Origin of the sequence: Phytobacter sp. V69 (assembly GCF_965644215.1) — a bacterium.
Lineage (GTDB): Bacteria > Pseudomonadota > Gammaproteobacteria > Enterobacterales > Enterobacteriaceae > Phytobacter.
The window spans coordinates 1-19,129 of the sequence record NZ_CBFFRL010000089.1 but is presented as its reverse complement, the minus strand read 5'-3'; the positions used below and the strand labels follow the sequence as shown (position 1 = coordinate 19,129).

18 protein-coding genes and 1 pseudogene are annotated in these 19,129 nt (G+C 53.4%); 10 read left to right on the top strand and 9 right to left on the bottom strand.

Features of this window, described 5'->3' with window-relative positions; genetic code table 11:
* Positions 1 to 423 precede the first annotated feature (423 nt).
* Positions 424 to 1,167 (bottom strand): annotated as a pseudogene (gene dsbG, locus ACSZPU_RS13995) (thiol:disulfide interchange protein DsbG).
* A gap of 397 nt (positions 1,168 to 1,564) precedes the next feature.
* Here dsbG and ahpC point away from each other — a divergent pair.
* Together ahpC and ahpF are read left to right on the top strand one after the other, a co-directional pair.
* Complete coding sequence (gene ahpC, locus ACSZPU_RS13990; protein WP_498999752.1) at positions 1,565 to 2,128, top strand: alkyl hydroperoxide reductase subunit C; 564 nt, start codon at positions 1,565 to 1,567, stop codon at positions 2,126 to 2,128.
* A gap of 243 nt (positions 2,129 to 2,371) precedes the next feature.
* Complete coding sequence (gene ahpF, locus ACSZPU_RS13985; protein WP_498999749.1) at positions 2,372 to 3,937, top strand: alkyl hydroperoxide reductase subunit F; 1,566 nt, start codon at positions 2,372 to 2,374, stop codon at positions 3,935 to 3,937.
* A gap of 128 nt (positions 3,938 to 4,065) precedes the next feature.
* Here ahpF and uspG read toward each other — a convergent pair whose 3' ends face one another.
* From uspG to dcuC, 5 genes are all read right to left on the bottom strand, one after another.
* Positions 4,066 to 4,494 carry a universal stress protein UspG gene (gene uspG, locus ACSZPU_RS13980; RefSeq protein WP_498999748.1) on the bottom strand — a complete coding sequence of 143 codons (429 nt, stop codon included), beginning with the start codon at positions 4,492 to 4,494 and terminating at the stop codon, positions 4,066 to 4,068.
* A 137-nt stretch (positions 4,495 to 4,631) separates the two neighbouring features.
* Positions 4,632 to 4,721: a small membrane protein YldA gene (gene yldA / locus ACSZPU_RS13975; protein WP_498999745.1), complete on the bottom strand. Its 90-nt coding sequence runs from the start codon at positions 4,719 to 4,721 to the stop codon at positions 4,632 to 4,634.
* A gap of 121 nt (positions 4,722 to 4,842) precedes the next feature.
* Positions 4,843 to 5,253 carry a nucleoside diphosphate kinase regulator gene (gene rnk, locus ACSZPU_RS13970; protein WP_047371297.1) on the bottom strand — a complete coding sequence of 137 codons (411 nt, stop codon included), beginning with the start codon at positions 5,251 to 5,253 and terminating at the stop codon, positions 4,843 to 4,845.
* Positions 5,254 to 5,424: 171 nt separating this feature from the next.
* Complete coding sequence (gene rna, locus ACSZPU_RS13965; protein ID WP_498999755.1) at positions 5,425 to 6,189, bottom strand: ribonuclease I; 765 nt, start codon at positions 6,187 to 6,189, stop codon at positions 5,425 to 5,427.
* Positions 6,190 to 6,331: 142 nt separating this feature from the next.
* Positions 6,332 to 7,705: an anaerobic C4-dicarboxylate transporter DcuC gene (dcuC, locus tag ACSZPU_RS13960; protein WP_498999742.1), complete on the bottom strand. Its 1,374-nt coding sequence runs from the start codon at positions 7,703 to 7,705 to the stop codon at positions 6,332 to 6,334.
* Between the two features lie 351 nt (positions 7,706 to 8,056).
* Between dcuC and ACSZPU_RS13955 the strand changes: the two genes are divergently transcribed.
* From ACSZPU_RS13955 to cspE, 6 genes are all read left to right on the top strand, one after another.
* A complete protein-coding gene (locus ACSZPU_RS13955) occupies positions 8,057 to 8,497 on the top strand; it encodes a DUF2946 domain-containing protein (RefSeq protein WP_498999740.1) in 441 nt (146 codons plus the stop codon).
* Between the two features lie 24 nt (positions 8,498 to 8,521).
* Positions 8,522 to 8,866 carry a copper-binding protein gene (locus tag ACSZPU_RS13950; RefSeq protein WP_498999739.1) on the top strand — a complete coding sequence of 115 codons (345 nt, stop codon included), beginning with the start codon at positions 8,522 to 8,524 and terminating at the stop codon, positions 8,864 to 8,866.
* Between the two features lie 10 nt (positions 8,867 to 8,876).
* Positions 8,877 to 10,133 (top strand): TolC family protein, encoded by a 1,257-nt coding sequence (locus ACSZPU_RS13945; protein ID WP_498999736.1) that lies wholly within the window; start codon positions 8,877 to 8,879, stop codon positions 10,131 to 10,133.
* Entirely contained in the window at positions 10,130 to 11,602 is a 1,473-nt protein-coding gene (locus ACSZPU_RS13940; RefSeq protein ID WP_498999733.1) for an efflux RND transporter periplasmic adaptor subunit, read from the top strand. The genes ACSZPU_RS13945 and ACSZPU_RS13940 overlap by 4 nt, the downstream gene beginning before the upstream one ends.
* Positions 11,599 to 14,718 (top strand): efflux RND transporter permease subunit, encoded by a 3,120-nt coding sequence (locus ACSZPU_RS13935; RefSeq protein ID WP_498999732.1) that lies wholly within the window; start codon positions 11,599 to 11,601, stop codon positions 14,716 to 14,718. The genes ACSZPU_RS13940 and ACSZPU_RS13935 overlap by 4 nt, the downstream gene beginning before the upstream one ends.
* A 217-nt stretch (positions 14,719 to 14,935) precedes the next feature.
* Positions 14,936 to 15,145 (top strand): transcription antiterminator/RNA stability regulator CspE, encoded by a 210-nt coding sequence (cspE, locus tag ACSZPU_RS13930; RefSeq protein WP_004100146.1) that lies wholly within the window; start codon positions 14,936 to 14,938, stop codon positions 15,143 to 15,145.
* Between the two features lie 55 nt (positions 15,146 to 15,200).
* Here cspE and crcB read toward each other — a convergent pair whose 3' ends face one another.
* The gene (gene crcB / locus ACSZPU_RS13925) at positions 15,201 to 15,584 is read right to left on the bottom strand and encodes a fluoride efflux transporter CrcB (protein WP_498999729.1); all 384 of its coding nucleotides are present in this window, start codon (positions 15,582 to 15,584) and stop codon (positions 15,201 to 15,203) included.
* Positions 15,585 to 15,672: 88 nt separating this feature from the next.
* On the opposite strand from crcB, the gene ACSZPU_RS13920 reads away from it, so the two are divergent.
* Positions 15,673 to 16,461 carry a deaminated glutathione amidase gene (locus ACSZPU_RS13920; protein WP_498999726.1) on the top strand — a complete coding sequence of 263 codons (789 nt, stop codon included), beginning with the start codon at positions 15,673 to 15,675 and terminating at the stop codon, positions 16,459 to 16,461.
* 127 nt (positions 16,462 to 16,588) lie between these two features.
* The gene (gene tatE, locus ACSZPU_RS13915; protein WP_047371293.1) at positions 16,589 to 16,792 is read left to right on the top strand and encodes a twin-arginine translocase subunit TatE; all 204 of its coding nucleotides are present in this window, start codon (positions 16,589 to 16,591) and stop codon (positions 16,790 to 16,792) included.
* Between the two features lie 76 nt (positions 16,793 to 16,868).
* Here tatE and lipA read toward each other — a convergent pair whose 3' ends face one another.
* Both lipA and ACSZPU_RS13905 read right to left on the bottom strand, forming a co-directional pair.
* On the bottom strand, positions 16,869 to 17,834 hold the full coding sequence (lipA, locus tag ACSZPU_RS13910; RefSeq protein WP_498999723.1) for a lipoyl synthase: 966 nt from the start codon (positions 17,832 to 17,834) through the stop codon (positions 16,869 to 16,871).
* Between the two features lie 209 nt (positions 17,835 to 18,043).
* The gene (locus ACSZPU_RS13905) at positions 18,044 to 18,997 is read right to left on the bottom strand and encodes a YbeF family transcriptional regulator (RefSeq protein WP_498999720.1); all 954 of its coding nucleotides are present in this window, start codon (positions 18,995 to 18,997) and stop codon (positions 18,044 to 18,046) included.
* Positions 18,998 to 19,129 lie beyond the last annotated feature (132 nt).

Genomic DNA, 19,129 nt, shown 5'->3' with positions numbered 1-19,129 from the left:
TAGTCATGATAATAGGGCCTTCTGATTAGAAGGCCCTATTATCAATGATTTTTATCCTCGTGACGACACTATCTAATGTCCATTTAATTCTTTCCATGCTAGCGTCCAGAACATCGTGTTCCAGAATTATCTTGTTAATTTTCACCATCAATTAATCCCAGGCGATTACCTAATCAGACCGAGAATGATAATAAAATTACACAAAGAGTTAATCTTTAATTTATTATAGATTTCAATGATATAATTATTTTAAATGGTTTGAATTATTTATATTCATTGAATTTGTACTTTTGTTTATTTTTTCGCGAATCTGCAACGATAATTTGTTGTTGGTAACAAAAAAGAACCCCGGAGAAATAATCATAACTCTCAGTGATCTATTTCACAGGGTTGCATTTCGACATGGCTGCGGTTTTTTTACTTTTACTCGCCGAAAATCAGCTTCATTTTTTCCGCGTCTGGCAGGCCGACCTCTTGCTGCAGAACATGGTCATTATTCATGTAGTAAATGGCTGGTGTGGCGTTTGCCCCCAATGCATCCATTAATTTCTGGTTACCATTGAGTACATTCAGGATCTCTGGTGGGATGGCTTTGGGTAAATCCAGCGTCATTTTCCCGGCGGATTGCTCGTAGTCATGCCATTTTTTGGCTGGGTCGGCATTGCTCAGGATAGCTGCCGCCGCTGCGGGGCTTTCGGGTTTGATGACTCCAACCATCAGCGTGCGGATTTGCACTTTACCGGCATCAACCCATGGGCGAGCCTGCTGCCAGAAGTGACTGCAGTAAGGGCAGAACGGATCGGCAAAGACATAGATCACGCGCGGGGCGTCTTTTTTACCATCCAGAATCCATTGGGATTTTTCCATTTGCTGCCAGAGTGCGCGGCCTGCCGGTGAGTAGATCTCATCCTGAATCATTTTCTCACTCAGATTGGTGCCCGCGGTGTCATACATATAGCCGGAAATGGCCTGTTTGCCGTCCGGCGTCACATAGATGGTGACACCCAAATCCTGATACTTCCCGAGATAGCCTTTCATGCCACCCGGCGCATCAAAGGATTTGATGATAGTGATACCTTATTTTTCAATAGCTTGTACCGGCGCAGGAAGTTCTTCTGCCTGAACGTAAAAAGAAAGGAGCGAGAGGGTGAGCAGACGCTTCATCATAAAAAGCCTTATGTGACAATGAGATGAGTTTGATGACGGTGAAACCTATCACAACCATAGGCAGTATCTGGATCCCGTGCATTGTTATGTGACAGTGGTCATGTTGTAATCGACAACGTCTGTGCGACAACTTATGCCTTGCCGCGCAGCGTGATGCCAGCATGACTGGCGCTGAAGCACCCGCGGGTATTTCAGGTCTAAAGCCACCCGTGAGGTGGCTTTTTTGTTTTTACCGATGGGGTGCCCGCTGACCTTATCGCACGTTCATGTACGGTACATTAAGCAGTTTTGTGCGGGTTGTTAGCTAACGCTTATTGATTTGATAATGCAAACGCATTAGCCGAGTCGCAAAAAAATCGTTAACTTACACCTCAACGAAAACACGGAGGAAGTATAGATGTCTTTAATTAACACCAAAATCAAACCTTTTAAAAACCAGGCGTTCAAAAACGGTGAGTTCGTAGAAGTTACTGAGAAAGATACCGAAGGCCGCTGGAGCGTCTTCTTCTTCTATCCGGCTGACTTCACTTTCGTATGCCCGACTGAACTGGGTGACTTAGCTGACCATCATGCAGAACTGCAGAAACTGGGCGTAGACGTTTACTCCGTTTCTACTGACACCCACTTTACTCACAAAGCATGGCACAGCAGCTCTGACACCATCGCTAAAATCAAATACGCGATGATCGGCGACCCGACTGGCGCCCTGACCCGTAACTTCGAAATCATGCGCGAAGACGAAGGCCTGGCTGACCGTGGCACCTTCATCGTTGACCCGCAGGGTATCATCCAGGCTATCGAAGTTACCGCTGAAGGTATCGGCCGTGATGCATCTGACCTGCTGCGCAAAATCAAAGCTGCACAGTATGTTGCTTCCCACCCAGGCGAAGTGTGCCCGGCTAAATGGAAAGAAGGCGACGCGACTCTGGCTCCATCCCTGGACCTGGTTGGCAAAATCTAAAATTTCCATCGTCTTTCGCGCCATAGCGGCGCCGGTGTCACCTGCTCGCCCCGGTCACTTACTGATGTAAGCTCCCGGGGACTCTCAGGCTAGCCGCCTTGCTCTGACGCGAAATTCTCGGAAATTACTGTGTTAATGGGCGCATCCGCGCCCATTTCATTCCAGCATCATGATGCAAGTTGCGTACACGCAGCTCGTATGTGGTCGCTTGCATGATGATGTTTTAAGCCCAGGAGATTAAAAATGCTCGACACAAACATGAAAACGCAGCTCAAGGCTTTCCTTGAGAAACTGACTAAACCTGTTGAGCTGATTGCCACGCTGGATGACAGCGCCAGATCGGCAGAAATCAAGGAACTGTTGGCTGAGATCGCTGAACTGTCAGACAAAGTCTCTTTCAAAGAAGACAACACCCTGGCGGTGCGCAAGCCGTCGTTCCTGATTACTAACCCAGGTTCTGACCAGGGGCCGCGCTTTGCGGGCTCACCGTTGGGTCATGAATTTACGTCACTGGTTCTGGCCCTGCTGTGGACTGGTGGTCATCCGTCGAAAGAAGCACAGTCTCTGCTTGAGCAGATTCGTGATATCGACGATGATTTTGAGTTTGAAACCTATTACTCGCTCACCTGCCACAACTGCCCGGACGTGGTGCAGGCGTTTAACCTGATGGCGGTGCTGAACCCACGCATCAAACATACGGCGATTGACGGCGGCACTTTCCAGAATGAAATCACCGATCGCAACGTGATGGGTGTTCCGGCGGTGTTCGTTAACGGTAAAGAGTTCGGTCAGGGCCGTATGACGTTGGCTGAGATCGTGGCGAAAGTCGATACCGGCGCAGAAAAACGTGCGGCAGACGAGCTGAACAAACGTGATGCCTACGATGTGTTGATCGTTGGCTCCGGTCCGTCCGGCGCGGCAGCGGCGGTTTACTCTGCACGTAAAGGTATTCGTACCGGCCTGATGGGTGAGCGTTTCGGTGGTCAGGTACTGGATACCGTAGATATCGAAAACTACATCTCCGTGCCGAAAACCGAAGGTCAGAAACTGGCGGGTGCGCTGAAAGCACACGTGTCGGAATACGATGTGGATGTGATTGATTCCCAGAGCGCAACCAAACTGACGCCGGCTGCGGTAGAAGGTGGCTTGCATCAGATTGAAACTGCCTCAGGTGCGGTGCTGAAAGCACGCAGCATCATTATTGCGACCGGTGCGAAATGGCGCAACATGAACGTGCCGAGTGAAGATCAGTATCGCACCAAGGGCGTGACCTACTGCCCACACTGCGATGGCCCGCTGTTTAAAGGCAAACGCGTGGCGGTCATCGGCGGCGGTAACTCCGGCGTTGAAGCGGCTATTGATCTCGCGGGGATTGTTGAGCATGTCACCCTGCTGGAATTTGCGCCGGAGATGAAAGCTGACCAGGTGCTGCAGGATAAAGTGCGCAGCCTGAAAAATGTCGACATCATCCTGAATGCGCAGACCACTGAGGTGATGGGCGATGGCTCTAAACTGACAGGTCTTGAGTACCGTGACCGCGTAAGCGGCGACGTACACCACATCGAGCTGGCAGGGATTTTTGTGCAGATTGGTTTGCTGCCGAATACCACCTGGCTGGAAGGCACGATTGAGCGTAACCGCATGGGCGAAATCATCATCGACGCGAAATGCGAAACCAGCGTCAAAGGCGTGTTCGCGGCGGGTGACTGCACCACGGTGCCGTACAAACAAATTATCATCGCCACTGGCGAGGGTGCGAAAGCCTCTCTGAGCGCGTTCGACTACCTGATCCGTACCAAGAGTGCATAAGAAGAAAGAAAGTAAGACGAGCCCAAAATAATTCGGGCTGCATGAAGCCAACGCATATGCAGCCTGAAGAATGAAGGGACTACACCTGCAATAATCAAGAGGCTGCCTAAGGGCAGCCTCTTTTTTTGTCACCGTACCACTAACACAGGAATGTGTGCATGGCGCACCACGCTTGAGGCATTCGACCCCAGCAAATGGGTAGTTATAGACGGGTTACGGGAACCAATCACCACCATATCCGCATGCAGCTCTTCTGCCATTTCGTTGACCACATCGCGCACGCTTCCCAGGCGGACATGGGTCCGGATACGTTCCGGGCTGATGGAGAAATGCCCCATCATCGTGTTCAGGCGGGTTTGCGCTTCCTGTTGCAAATGCTCTTCAAACCGACGTATATCGGCGGCGAACCGGTGCAGGCTCAGGCTGGACGATGCGGGCAGCACATGCAGTAAATGGATGATGCCAGTGTCCTGAGCAAGGAATTCTGCGTGACGCACGGCTTTGTCGCTTAACTCCATTTCGAAAACATCAACCGGCATAATGATTGTCTGATACATAAACGTGTCTCCCTGTAGATTATGTCCAGGATATTTCAGCATAAATGACGTTTTTATTCTGCTAAGTGGTTGGCAAATATTTATTAAATCTATGAGTTGCAGTGAAAGTGGGTTGTTTTTTGCGGGGAAACAGGTTTTTACCAGTATCGCTCGAGGTAAAGCACGGCCACGATGATAATCGCCACCACGATAAGATAGCTAAGGGCGATGATGCATGTTTCGCTCATATGCGAATCCAGGGCAATAACCTCTTACAACAATAGAAGCCTGACCAGGACAACGATATGCGACGTTCGGGTGAGTTGGGAGAGGGAAAGAGGATGCGGTCGCATCCCCTTAACAGCGTGCTTAGCGCAGGTATTCGCCGGCTGCTTCTGGCTGGTAGATTAACTCCAGCACTTCGAGATCGGTTGTTGCACCGCCGGGCAGTTCCCAGTGGATGCTATCGCCCACCCGTAAACCGAGCAATGCGGCACCGACGGGTGCCATCACGGACAGCTGCGTTGCGCTATCGGTCATTTGCGCCGGGTACACGAGGGTACGTGTGCGGATCTCGCCACTTTTCAGCTCACGGAATTTTACCGTGCTGTTCATGGTTACCACGTTGGCTGGCATCGCTTCGGGGGCGCACATTTGCGCGCGATCCAGCTCGTCATTCAGCACTTTTGCGACCGGCAGACTGGCGTGAGCGGGTTGCTCCAGCAGACGGTCAATGCGCTCAGCGTCAAGTTCATTGATGATAATTGCAGGTCTGGACATCTATTACTCCATGTCATGAGGCGAAATCCCGCCAGATTGATCCAAAGAAAAACCCTCGCCGTCTGGCAGCGAGGGTTTAACTCTTCGGATGATACTGAGACTGCACACAACTTTGAAGTGACTTAGCTCACATTTGCCGGGTTTGTGTCTTTAGCATGAAGCCTGGCAGGATCAATAACCGACGCGGTCAATAATAAAGTCGTTCCCGCAGTTACCCGGATGTGGCTGCGCCAGCAGAGATTTTGCAGAAAGCGGCGCGTTGATTGCCCGTGCGTCAATGGCGATTTGCATTTCGGTAAGGTAGGCCGGATTGCCGCTACAGGTGAGTTTTACGGCTTTAACGCCATTCGCTCCCCAGGCCTGGGCTACGGCGGCATCGAAATCACTGCGGCTGATGTGTTTGCCGTAGTTGTTCGCCAGAAACAGCCCCGGTGCGCTACGTTTCACTTCCTGATTCATCCGGACCATTGTCCCGAACAGCGCGTCCGGGTCGAAGCCGAAGCAGACACCGTGTTTGGCGTATTCGTAGCGCTCCAGGCACGATGCACCGCCTGCACCCGGCATCACGGCGTTGAGTTTATCCGCCATTTCCAGCGACAGCCCGGTTTCTGCAGCAGAACATTTCTGGCTAATTTTCGCCTCAGGCATATTGGGGACAGGGCGCGTGGCGCAGCCGTATCGCATCCAGCGCTTTTCATCCACGCCGCGTGCGGCGATAGATTTCGGCAGACCAGGCCAAAGGCCGTGTACGGTCAGAAAATCCACTTTTTGCGGCAGCTCTTTTTGCAGTCGGCATTCGTCCGGCTCGCGTCCCCCACGGTCGTGCTGACTTTGGCAAAAACCGGTTTGCCACGAAAGTGCAAGCACGTAGCGGTCAAAATCACCGTACTGTTTGGGCTCGAGTGGGGCAGCGTGAACGGAGGTGAGCGACAGCATCGCCGCGGCGACACCCAGACTGGCGACGAGTCCCTTTCTGAACATTTCTGATCCTGATGAATGTGCTTGGATAATTTCCTTAAGTTATTAAAGCACAAAAAGCGCCGGGGAGGCGCTTTTTGCATTCAGGCAGGACAGGGCGTTAGCGTACGGCGGCGCCTGGAACCAGGATTTCCGTTGCCACGATCACCACGATCAGACCCACGATGACCGGCACGGACGTCCGTTTCACCACTTCAAACGGGGAGATGTTGGCCATACCGGCAACGGCAACCACTACACCGGAAACCGGGGAAATGGTGCGACCAAGGTTCGAAGCCTGCAGCATCGGAATGGAGAGATAAGCCGGGTTGATGCCTGACTCGTGCGCCAGTTTCGGGATCATCTCGACAAACGCATAGAACGGCGCGTTACCGGAACCCGTTGTCATCGCCGCCAGCATGGTGAGAATGACCAGTACCAGCATCAGAATGATACTTGCGGAGCCAAACGAGGTGGCGATGGAAATCAGACTTTGGATAAAGCCGATGGTGCTAAGACCCTGAGCGAAAACGCCAGCCGCAACCAGCAGCATCACCACGCCGGCGAAGGCATCTGCCATGCCGCGATAGGCCACTTCCAGCCCGGAAAAGACGTTTTGTGTATTAAAGCCACGGAAAAATTCCAGCACCGCAGCGATCAGCATACAGATAACCAGGATGGTGATGATATGCAGTTCCGGACCCCATTTGCCGTCGAAAATTAACACGCCGATGATCGGAGTAAATGGCAGAATGGCGTAGAAAGACGGAGCGGTGGTGGTGATGTCTTTCACATCCAGCATCTCTGCGGTGATGTTCTCTTTTTTATCCAGATAGCGCTGCCAGAAATAGTGGGCGATGGCCATAAAGATAATGGCGGCAATCGAAATAGGCAGCGTGGTTTTAAAGGCGAAGTCGATCAGCGGCATTTCTGCGGCTTTCGCGGCGAGAACCACATCCCCGGAGGTTGGCGACAAAATAATCGCGGCCGGAGAGGCACAAATAGCCGCGGCGGCACCGCGGCTTATTCCCACGTTGACCATGACCGGGAAGAGCGTTGCCATTAATAATACGCCAAGGCCGGTTGCCGATGAGACCGCCAGAGACATCAGACAGGCGACAAAATAGGCGGCGATCATCAATAAATAGGGCGAGTTAATAAAACGCAGCGGGCGGGATGCCAGCTTCACGACCATGTCGTTGGCACCGATGTGGGTCATGTAGGCGGCAAAACCACAGAGCATCATGATCATCATGCCGAGGTCGCCACCGCGGCTCATCAGCAAAATTTTGATGTATTCAACGATGTCCGTTGCGGTGTAGCCCGTACTGGTGGCGCTGCCCGGCAGGACTTTGTGCCCCATCAGCGCACTGACGATTAATAATGCCAGACCGCCGACGAACAGTACGCCGGTGGCTGAGTAACCTTTGATGATATAGCGCGCGACACCGACGATTACCACGACGCCAATCAGAAGTTCAATAAACGTTAACATAATGTTCTGGATCCCAGCGTAAAGAACAGGAAAAACGACTACCGGAAATGGAAGAAACGCAATGTGCCGAATAACCGATACTGAGTAGATGATTAAAATCAAGGAAGGATCGTTTTGAGTATATTATCGCGCAAATTTGCTTGTTTGCCGCAAAATACCAGAAATGGGGTTGCCGAAACTCGTAAAAAAGAGTGGGTATATTTTGATCTCAAAAGAAAATAAAAAGTTAATAAATTTGGATTCTTTGGTTGCGAATAATTGGGCCGCGTAAATTAATCAAAAAATCCTTTAAAAATAAAAATATCAGCGCCTATATTCGCCCACAGTCTCCGTATTGATTGACAGGTTATTATGCACACTGGCTGGGTGAGTCGTTTACGCGTCATGAAGCGGCATCTGATGATGTTGCTGATCGCGTTCGGCTGGCTATTAATCCAGAGTCAGGTGGCGATAGCCTCCCATGATTGCGACCTGGATGTGCAGGGCGAGGCGGTAATGGCACAGCATTACGATCATATGATGACCGATAATGCTATGCAGCCGCCTGCCCATCTGATGAAAGCCCCATTGTGCGACAAGCATTGCGTGCCGGATGTGGCGCAAAAAGACACCGGTCACCATACGCCGGTTGCGCTCCCCGTCAGTATGACCGTGGCTGTCGCTAAACCCGTTTGCGTTGATACCGTCAGTGAAGGCTGGTCACTCACGCCCCCGCAGCAGGGCCACCGGCAACGATTCGTTTTTGCCGGTTTCGCGAGTAAAAAAACTGTTAATTCATTGAATTTTAATTAATTTTCGATTAACAGGAGTTTTACTATGCGTTCTTATATTCTTCACGCGCTGACAGGCGTGCTGGCTGTACTCTCTTTTTCCGCCGTGCAAGCGCACGATATGAACCACGACATGAATCATGACATGGCGCAGCACGCGTCCATGCAGGCACATGTTTACCAGTCCCAGGGCGTTATCAAAAAAATCACGCCACAGTCCGTTTCCATCTCCCACAACGCTATCCCCGATCTCAACTGGCCGCCGATGACCATGCAGTTTGATCTGCCGGAAACGACGCCATCGCAGCTGAGCGTGGGTGAAAAGGTCAACTTCGCGTTTGTGCAGAACGCGAACGGCTACCAGATCGTTTCTCTGACACCGCAAGAATAACGGGGGCAGGATGAAACGATACTCCCTGAGCCTTGGGTTCGGCGGGGTGTTGCTGGGCTTAATGTGCTCCGCCGCGCAGGCGGAGTCACTGACGCTCACGCAAACCCTTGCCGCTGCAGAACGCTACTCTGCCGAATTATCTGCCAACCGCAACGAAGTGCGAGCGCTGGATGCGATGGCGGATTCGGCCCGTCAACTCCCCGATCCGAAGCTGAAATTCGGTATTGAAAACCTGCCCGTACAGGGCAGCAACGATCACCGTTTTACCCGTGAAGGCATGACCATGCAGCGCGTTGGCGTGATGCAACAATATGTCAGCGCTGAAAAACGCGACCGCAAAGCCGAAACGCTGCTGGCGCAGGCACAAAGCGTGAGCGCGAAATCCTCGGTGGCCCGTGCAACCTTGCAGCGTGATGCGGCGCAGGCGTGGTTAGATCTGGCGCTTTCCACACGCGCTCTGCAAACTGCGCGCAAGCTGCTGGCGGAAACTACCGCCCAGCAGGGGGCGCAGAAAGCCAGTGTCAGCGCAGGCAATGCGGCTCCGGACAGTGTGCTGGCCTTCCAGATTGGCCTGAGCGGGATGCGCGACAAAGTCACCCTTGCCGAACGGGATGTGCAGGTGGCCCAAACCCGTTTGACTCAACTGACCGGGCAGCCTGTCACCACTATTGCTGGTGATTTACCGCGCTATGAACGCCTGCCTGCCGATGAGCACACCCTGGAGCAGGGCGTTGCACAGCATCCGGAAATGATTGCCGCCGCCAGCGAAGCGAACAGTGCGAAGGCGCGTTCCGCCGAGTCTGCGGTTGCCGCCATTCCGGATGTGGAGGTGGAAGTCTGGTATGGCCGTCGCGCCGAAGGATACGAAGACATGGCCGGGGTGATGTTTACCGTCGATTTACCGCTCTTTAAATCACAGCGCCAGGACAAAGACCACGCGGCGGATCTTTCCCGTTCGATGCAGGCCAACGACCAACTGGCGCAGACCGAACGCGAGCACGTGGCGCAAGTCCGCACATTGATTGCTGAATATAACGCGGCACAGGCGCTGTGGACACGCCAGCGTGATGACGTCCTGCCGCTGGTGCGCAAACGTGCCTCGCTGATGGCGGCACAGTATCGCGCCGGGCAGACGCAATTACCGGAATTGCTGGACGCGCGCCGCACGGTTCTCGACAGCGAACTGGCGGCTTATCAGGCGGAGAAAGAGATGGCACGGACATGGGCCGCCATCCATTGGTTGATTCCTCAGGAGCGGGTGCAATGAAAAAAACAGTTTTAGCGGTCCTGATTGCGGCCTGCATGGCAACTGCGGCGGGCTATATTGCAGGCCGACACCAGGTTGTACCGACAGCCGATACTCACGATCACGCCAGTGCGAATGCGGAACGAAAAGTCCTCTACTGGTACGATCCAATGGTGCCGGGGCAGCGCTTCGATAAACCGGGGAAATCACCCTTTATGGATATGCCGCTGGTGCCGCGTTATGCGGATGAAGGGGCTTCCGATAGCGGCGTGACCGTGAGTGCGCGCCAGCAGCAAAACCTCGGGATGGTCACCGCGAGCGTGGTGAAGCGCGTGCTGGCTCCCTCTTTTTCTGCCTTTGCTACGGTGACAACCGATGAGCGCAGCATCCAGACGGTCTCTTCTCCTGCCAACGGAGTGGTGGAAAAACTGTTTGTCCGCGCGCCGCAGCAGTGGGTGAAAAAAGGTGAGCCGCTGGCGCAGTTATGGATCCCGCAATGGACGACGGCGCAGCAGGAGTATCTGGCCGTACGCCAACTGGGTGACGGTGCGCTGACGCGTGCCGCGCGCGATCGCCTGGCACTGCAGTTTATGCCAGAAGCGATAATTCAGGCGGTAGAACGCGGCGGTAAACCGCAGACTCGCCTGACGCTGCGCGCCGACCGCGCGGGCTATGTGGTGAAGCTGGATTCACGGGAAGGGGCGCAGATTGCTCAGGCGCAGACCCTGTTTGAGCTTGCCAGCCTCGATCCCGTCTGGCTGGTGGTGGACTACCCGCAAAGCCAGGCGCAAACCCTGAGTGCGGGCTGCGATATTATTGCGGCTTCCTCAAGCTGGCCGGGTGAGCAATTTCATGGCCGGGTCAGTGAACTGTTGCCACAACTGGAGACTACCACGCGCACGTTAAAAGCGCGCATCGTACTGGATAACCCGCAGCAAAAACTGAAACCTGGCATGTTCCTGACGGTAACACAGCCAGAAAGTTCGCAGCAGCCTGCGGTGCTGGCGATCCCCGAAGAGGCATTGATTGAAACCGGAACGGCAAGCCGCGTATTGCTGGCTTCCGGAGAAGGGCATTTCCAGGCGGTGAATGTCACGACGGGCAGAACGTCGCAAGGCTGGACGGAAGTACTTTCGGGGCTTAAAGAGGGCGATACCGTGGTCACCTCCGGCCAGTTCCTGATCGATTCCGAAGCCAGCTTGCGCAGCGCACTGCCGGGTGACGCCGCGCAAATGACAGCACCCGAGCAGAAAAAGGCGCAGGAGTACGAAACCACCGGGGTGATCAAAGCGATTGAGGAGGGCAGCATCACGCTGGCGCATCAACCCATTCCGGCGCTGAACTGGGGGGCGATGACGATGGATTTCGTGCTCAAAATGCCGGTTTCCACCCTCAAACCCGGCGATCGCGTGATGTTCAGTTTTACCCTCGATGATGAAAACGGTGCGGTGATCACCCACCTGATGCCTGCGACGGAGGCGATGAAATGATAGCCGCCATTATTCGTGCATCGTTGCGTAACCGACTGCTGATCCTACTTGCTGCACTGGTGTTGACGGGCTGGGGGGTGTGGTCAGTACAGCGCGCACCGCTTGATGCTTTGCCGGATCTCTCGGATGTGCAGGTGATTATTCGTGCCAGCTATCCGGGTAAAGCGCCGCAAATCATCGAAAACCAGGTCACTTATCCGCTGACGACGGCGATGTTGTCGGTACCGGGAGCTAAAACGGTACGCGGTTACTCGATGTTTGGTGATGCCTACGTCTATGTGCTGTTTGACGATGATACCGACCTGTATTGGGCGCGTTCGCGGGTGCTGGAGAATTTAAGCCAGATCCAGACGTCGCTGCCTGCCGGGGTTAACGTCGCGCTGGGGCCGGATGCGACTGGCGTAGGCTGGATCTACGAATACGCGCTGGTTGATCGCAGCGGGAAACATAATCTTGCCGACCTGCGTGCATTGCAGGACTGGACGCTGAAATTTGAGCTGAAAACGGTGCCCAATGTGGCGGAGGTGGCCAGCGTCGGCGGGATGGTCAGGCAATATCAGATCCTGCCGGATCCGGCACGGATGCGGGCGTTGAACATCACCCACGAGCAGTTGATCACCGCCGTACAGTCGGCAAATCAGGAGAGCGGCGGCGCGCTGCTGGAGATGGGCGAGGCCGAATTTATGGTGCGCACCACCGGCTATTTGCAGACGCTGGAGGATTTCCGCCATATCGTCATTACCAGCAGTGAAGGGGTGCCGGTCGGGCTCTCGGATGTTGCCAGCGTGCGGCTTGGGCCGGAGCTGCGGCGTGGGGTTGCGGAGTACAACGGCGAAGGCGAAGTGGCGGGCGGCATCATTGTGATGCGCTACGGCAAAAACGCGCTGGAAACTATTCATGCGGTGAACGAAAAACTACAGGCGGTGCAGAAAACCCTGCCTGCCGGGGTGGAAATCGTCCCGGTTTACGACCGCTCCACCCTGATTGAGCATGCGGTAGAGACCCTGACTCATAAACTTATCGAAGAGTTTATTGTGGTGGCGCTGGTTTGTACGCTGTTCCTGTTTCACTTTCGCTCGGCGCTGGTGGCGATTGTCTCCCTGCCACTTGGTATCCTGGGGGCGTTTATTGTCATGCATTATCAGGCCATTAACGCCAACATCATGTCGCTGGGCGGGATTGCTATCGCTATTGGTGCGATGGTGGATGCCGCGATAGTGATGATTGAAAACATGCACAAAGTGCTGGAGCAGTGGCGGCACGATAATCCCGGGCGCAAGCTGGCGGCGGCAGATTACTGGCGTTTGTCGGAGCAGTCGGCGGTGGAAGTCGGCCCCGCGCTGTTTTGCAGTCTGCTGATTATCACCCTGTCGTTTATTCCGGTGTTTTCACTCGAAGCGCAGGAAGGGCGAATGTTCTCGCCGCTGGCGTTTACCAAAACCTGGTCAATGGCGGTGGCGGCGGGTCTGGGTATCACCCTGGTGCCGGTACTGATGGCGCTGTTTATCCGTGGGAAGATCCCGGATGAAAAAGCGAACCCCATCAACCGTTTTCTGATTCGTGCCTATGAACCCTTGCTGGATCGGGTGCTGAGCTGGCCGAAAGCGACCATTGGCGTGGCCTTGTTGCTGCTGGTTGCCACACTCTGGCCACTTAGTCGCCTGGGCAGTGAATTTATGCCGCCGCTGAATGAGGGGGATCTGCTATATATGCCGTCGACGCTGCCGGGGATTTCGGCACGGGAAGCGGCAAGACTGTTACAGCAGACGGACAGACTAATCAAAACGGTTCCGGAAGTGGAAAGTGTCTTCGGTAAAGCGGGCAGGGCGGAAAGCGCGACGGACCCCGCGCCGTTAACCATGATCGAGAGCACCATTCGATTTAAGCCCCGGGAACAGTGGCGGCCCGGCATGACGCCGGAAAAACTGGTGGAAGAGCTGGATAAAACGGTCAGCCTGCCGGGGATTGCCAACGTCTGGGTACCACCGATTCGTAACCGCCTGGATATGCTGGCGACGGGGATCAAAAGCCCGGTGGGGATAAAGGTGAACGGTAATAACATTGCCGACATCGAGCGTGTGGCTCAGCAAATCGAGCAGGTTGTGAAAACCGTGCCTGGCGTGACATCAGCGCTGGCGGAAAGGCTGGCGGGCGGGCGCTATGTGGATATCAATATCAACCGTCAACAGGCCGCACGCTACGGTGTTTCGGTCAAAGAGCTACAGTCGCTGGTCTCAACCTTAGTCGGCGGGGAAAACGTCGGTGAAGTGTTGCAGGGCCGCGAACGTTTTCCGATCAACATTCGCTATCCGCGCGAAATTCGCGATAACGTTCAGGATCTTCGAGCGCTGCCGGTGATCACCGAAAATGGCAGTCAGATTGCGTTGGGCGAGCTGGCGGACATTGTGGTGAAAGAAGGCCCACCAATGCTGAAAAGCGAGAACGCGCGCCTGTCGAACTGGATCTACGTCGATTTACGCGGACGTGACCTTAAATCGGCCGTGGACGATATGCAGCAGCGGGTTGGCGAACAGGTGAAATTGCCGCAGGGGGTGACGCTCTCATGGTCCGGGCAGTTTGAGTATCTGGAGCGGGCGACGGCGAAACTGAAAGTCGTGTTGCCCGTGACGCTGCTGATCATATTTGTCCTGCTGTTTATCACCTTCAAGCGCATTTCCGACGCGTTGTTGATCATGGGAACCTTACCGTTCTCGCTGATTGGCGGTGTCTGGTTGTTGTGGCTGCTGGGATATAACTTGTCGGTGGCGGGGGCCGTTGGCTTTATCGCGCTGGCGGGCGTGGCGGCCGAGTTTGGCGTGATTATGGTGCTTTATCTCAATCATGCGCTGGAGAAATACCGCAAACTCGACCCGGATGGCGGCCATGCAATGTTAAGGCGAGCGATTCACGAAGGGGCGGTTCTGCGTGTGCGGCCAAAAGTGATGACCGTTGCCACTATCATGGCGGGCCTGTTACCGATAATGTGGGGTGGAGGAAGTGGTTCGGAGGTGATGAGCCGTATTGCCGCACCGATGATTGGCGGCATGGTGACCGCGCCATTATTGTCGATGTTTGTGATCCCGGCCGTATACGAACTGCTTCATCGTCGTCGCTAATTTGGGGTAAAATGCCACGTCTCACTCGCGTGGGGTAGCATTTTGGGGGCGGTTAATTCTTAACCATTGATGCGAATCCCACATAAACAGCAGCTTTGTGAAAACTTAGCGACATTTATCACTTTTTGATGAATAACGACTGGACAAAAGTCTTCACAATTGTTGTACTGTAACTCGACACAGCATTTGTGTCGTTTTTCATGTAAAGGTAATATTGATGTCTAAGATTAAAGGTAACGTTAAGTGGTTTAATGAGTCCAAAGGATTCGGTTTCATTACTCCGGAAGATGGCAGCAAAGACGTGTTCGTACACTTCTCTGCAATCCAGAGCAATGGTTTCAAAACTCTGGCTGAAGGTCAGCGCGTAGAGTTCGAAATCACTAACGGTGCTAAAGGTCCTTCTGCTGCTAACGTGATGCCTATCTAAGTTAGCAATAAGACAGAATTTCAAAACCCGCCTTCAAGGCGGGTTTTTTTTGCCCTTAATTTGTACTCACGTTGGAAAACAGCCAGAATGCGAGTGCGGTCATCGCAAATGATCCCAGCAGATTGACGGCCACGTTGAGCAACGCCCAGCTAAAACGCCCTTCCTGCAGCAAAAACACCACTTCCGCCGAAAAAGTCGAAAAGGTTGTCAAACCGCCACAAAAACCCGTGGTCAACAACACTTTCCACATCGGGTCGATATGGGTCATGCGGTTAAACCACGCCAGCCCCATTCCAATGATAAATGCGCCCATCAGATTCGCGGTGAGTGTCCCCAGCGGAATGGCGTGGTGGGCGGGATTGAGCTTCATGCTGAGTGCCCAACGGGCCACGCTGCCCGTCCCACCACCAATAAATACGGCTAAAAGAAGTTGTAACACGGGGAAATCCTGCTATTTGATTTGTTAGAGTGGTGAGTGTGGCGCCGAAGCGGAATACTGGCTATGGCGACTGAATCAGGAGAAAAAGATGATTGTGGCAGCAGGGCAGTTTGTTGTGACTCCGGACTGGCAAACCAATGCCCGCACCTGTGTCGCGCTGATGGCACAAGCGGCAGGCCAGCTGGCGTCGCTGTTGGTGCTTCCGGAGGCGTTACTGGCGCGGGATGATAATGACCCTTATATGTCGGTGAAATCGGCTCAGGCGCTGGATGGTGGCTTTTTAAGCCTGTTGCTGGAGGAGAGCCGTAAGAATGCACTGACAACCGTTTTGACGATCCACGTGCCCTCCTCGCCAGGCAGGGCGGTAAATACGCTGGTGGTGCTGCGTGAGGGGCGCATTCTTACCCATTACGCCAAACTGCATCTGTACGACGCGTTTAACATGCAGGAATCAGAGCGCGTGGATTCAGGGCATGAAATCGCACCGTTAATTGACGTAGACGGGATGAAGGTCGGGTTGATGACCTGTTATGATTTACGCTTTCCGGAGCTGGCGTTGTCGCTGGCGCTGCAGGGGGCCGATATTCTGGTTCTGCCTGCCGCGTGGGTACGAGGGCCGCTCAAAGAGCAGCACTGGGAGACGTTGCTGGCGGCACGCGCGCTGGACACGACCTGTTATATCGTGGCGTCAGGTGAATGCGGTAACAAAAACATTGGCCGGAGCCAGGTGGTCGACCCTCAGGGGGTCACGGTCGCCGCCGCAGGGGAAGCCCCGCAGCTCATCATGGCGGAGATTACACAGCAGCGCGTCGCGCAGACGCGGGAAAAACTCCCTGTACTGCGCAACCGACGTTTCGCTCCGCCGCAGCTGATGTGATGTTTTTTTAAACAATGCTTGATTCATCTCGTTACAGATTGCTATTGTGTGCGCGCGTCGAATGACCGTTAATGACATCAGGTTATAATGGTGCTTTACGCAGTCCGTTTTATGAAAGAAGGTATCTATGGGTGAGATTAGTATTACCAAATTGCTGGTCGTGGCCGCACTGGTCGTTCTGCTGTTTGGTACCAAAAAACTTCGTACGCTGGGCGGTGATCTTGGCACGGCGATTAAGGGCTTTAAAAAAGCCATGAATGACGATGACACCACTGCTAAGAAAACTGCGGAAGACGACGTTCCGGCCGAAAAGCTTTCTCATAAAGAGTAAGCCCATTCGTGCAGCATAAAAAAACCGGCGCAAATGGCCGGTTTTTTTATGGCAAGTGTAATCAGATATTACCGCATTATTTAACTTCAATGCCTTTGGCTTGCAGGTCTGCGTGGTAGGACGAACGCACGAATGGGCCGCATGCTGCATGCGTGAAACCCATCGCCAGCGCTTCCTCTTTCATTTCGTCAAACTCTTCCGGGCTGACATAACGCTGAACCGGCAGGTGATGACGGCTTGGCTGCAGATACTGGCCCAGCGTCAGCATGGTGACGCCATGACGGCGCAGGTCACGCATAACCTCAACGATTTCCGCGTTGGTTTCACCAAGGCCTACCATCAGACCGGATTTGGTCGGGATGTCCGGATGGACTTCTTTAAAGCGCTCCAGCAGCTTCAGTGACCAGTTATAGTCTGCGCCCGGACGTACCTGACGATAAACGCGTGGCACGTTCTCCAGGTTGTGGTTAAACACATCTGGCGGGGTCGCGGTAATGATCTCAAGTGCGCGATCCATACGACCACGGAAGTCCGGTACCAGCGTCTCAATCTTGATGGTCGTGTTTTTCTCGCGAATGGCGGTGATACAGTCAGCGAAATGCTGAGCGCCACCGTCACGCAGGTCATCACGGTCTACGGAGGTGATAACAACATAACGCAGCCCCATGTCGGCGATAGTCTGCGCCAGTTTGGTCGGTTCGTTAGCGTCAGGCGCGACAGGACGACCGTGTGCCACATCGCAGAACGGACAGCGACGCGTACAGATAGCGCCGAGGATCATAAAGGTTGCCGTGCCGTGATTGAAACACTCTGCCAGGTTCGGGCAGGACGCTTCTTCGCAAACCGAGTGCAGCCCGTTCTTGCGCATGGCTGCCTTGATGCCCTGAATACGGGACGAATCTGCCGGAAGTTTGATCTTCATCCATTCCGGTTTTCTCAACAGGGCTTCGCGCTCTGTTGCCACGTTTTTAACCGGGATAAGAGCCATTTTATCGGCATCGCGGTACTTAACACCGCGTTCCATCACAATGGGTTTACTCATAGCGTGCGTGTTCCAGTTGCGGATAACGAAGTAAGTGTTTCAATTCAAGGGAATGTTGTATTTATCAACTATTTTTGAATTAACGGCGTGCAGTATAGCACTGATATGGGGCAGAAAGCAGCCTGGCAACTGGGCAAAATGTAAAATAGTTGTTGTTTTGTACCATATGCCCAGAAGAATTTAGCCGTTTTGCCAGGCTGTAGCGTGCTTCAGAACGCGCGACGGATTACGTTGATGACGTTTTCAAGTACCGGATCGCGCAGGTTTAACTTATTGTAATATAAAGAAACATCAAGTCTTTCGTTGCTGACAGGCGGGAAATCAATTTCCACCAGAGGCCAGCATGCGCTGAAAAGTTTAAACAGACGGGTCGGCATTAGCCCCAACATATCACTGTTGCCAATCAGTGCTGCAATAGTGAACATATTGTAACTGCTAAAACTGACGTGACGTTCAGGGAACAGATCCTGAACACGCTGACGCAACGCACTCAGGTTTTGTCCCTCTAACATCAATAAGGTGTGTTCGTAGTGTTGCAGGATATCTTCATTGATGGTCGAACGCAGGCAAGGGTGTCCTTCACGGCAAACCAGCATCAGGCGGTCCGTATAAAGTGCATGATGGCTCAGGGTGCGGGCTGTCGGAATATTGGTGTCAATGATGAGATCGGTCTGGAACTGGCTAAGCTGGTTTTCGGCATCGTGGATAGGGATGTTACGCATCACCAGATGTGGTGCGGTCTCTTTGATTGCCCGCCAGATAACCGGAATGACGATCGCACCTAGCGACGGTGGTGTACCGATGGTGATTGTCCGCTGTTTGTCGTAGCTGCCGGTGAGGTCCAGTGCGCCGAGAATCGACTCCAGACCCTGGCTGATGTATTCGTGCAAATGCGAGGCATAGGCCGTCGGCGTCACGCCCTGACCTTTACGAATAAAAAGCGGATCGGGAAATATTGTTCGTAATTTTTGAATGGATTGACTAATTGCGGAAGGCGTCAGATTAAGCACTCGCGCGGCATTCACAATCCCTTTGTGCACATATACCGCCTCAAAGATGGTCAATAAATTGAGGTCGATATTGCGTAACGTTCGGAAGATTTGCGGCTTATCTTCTTCGGGTCGCTCGGCTATTCGCTGTTCCGGCAGGTTATTATAATCCACGCTTGAGCTCCATAATCATTCACAATATGAATGATAGTTGAATTTATTATTTATGAGCGAATTCAGATAATAAGTGCAACGCTCGGACATGATTGTGGAGAGTGTAGGAGGAAGGGTTAACTACCGATAAGT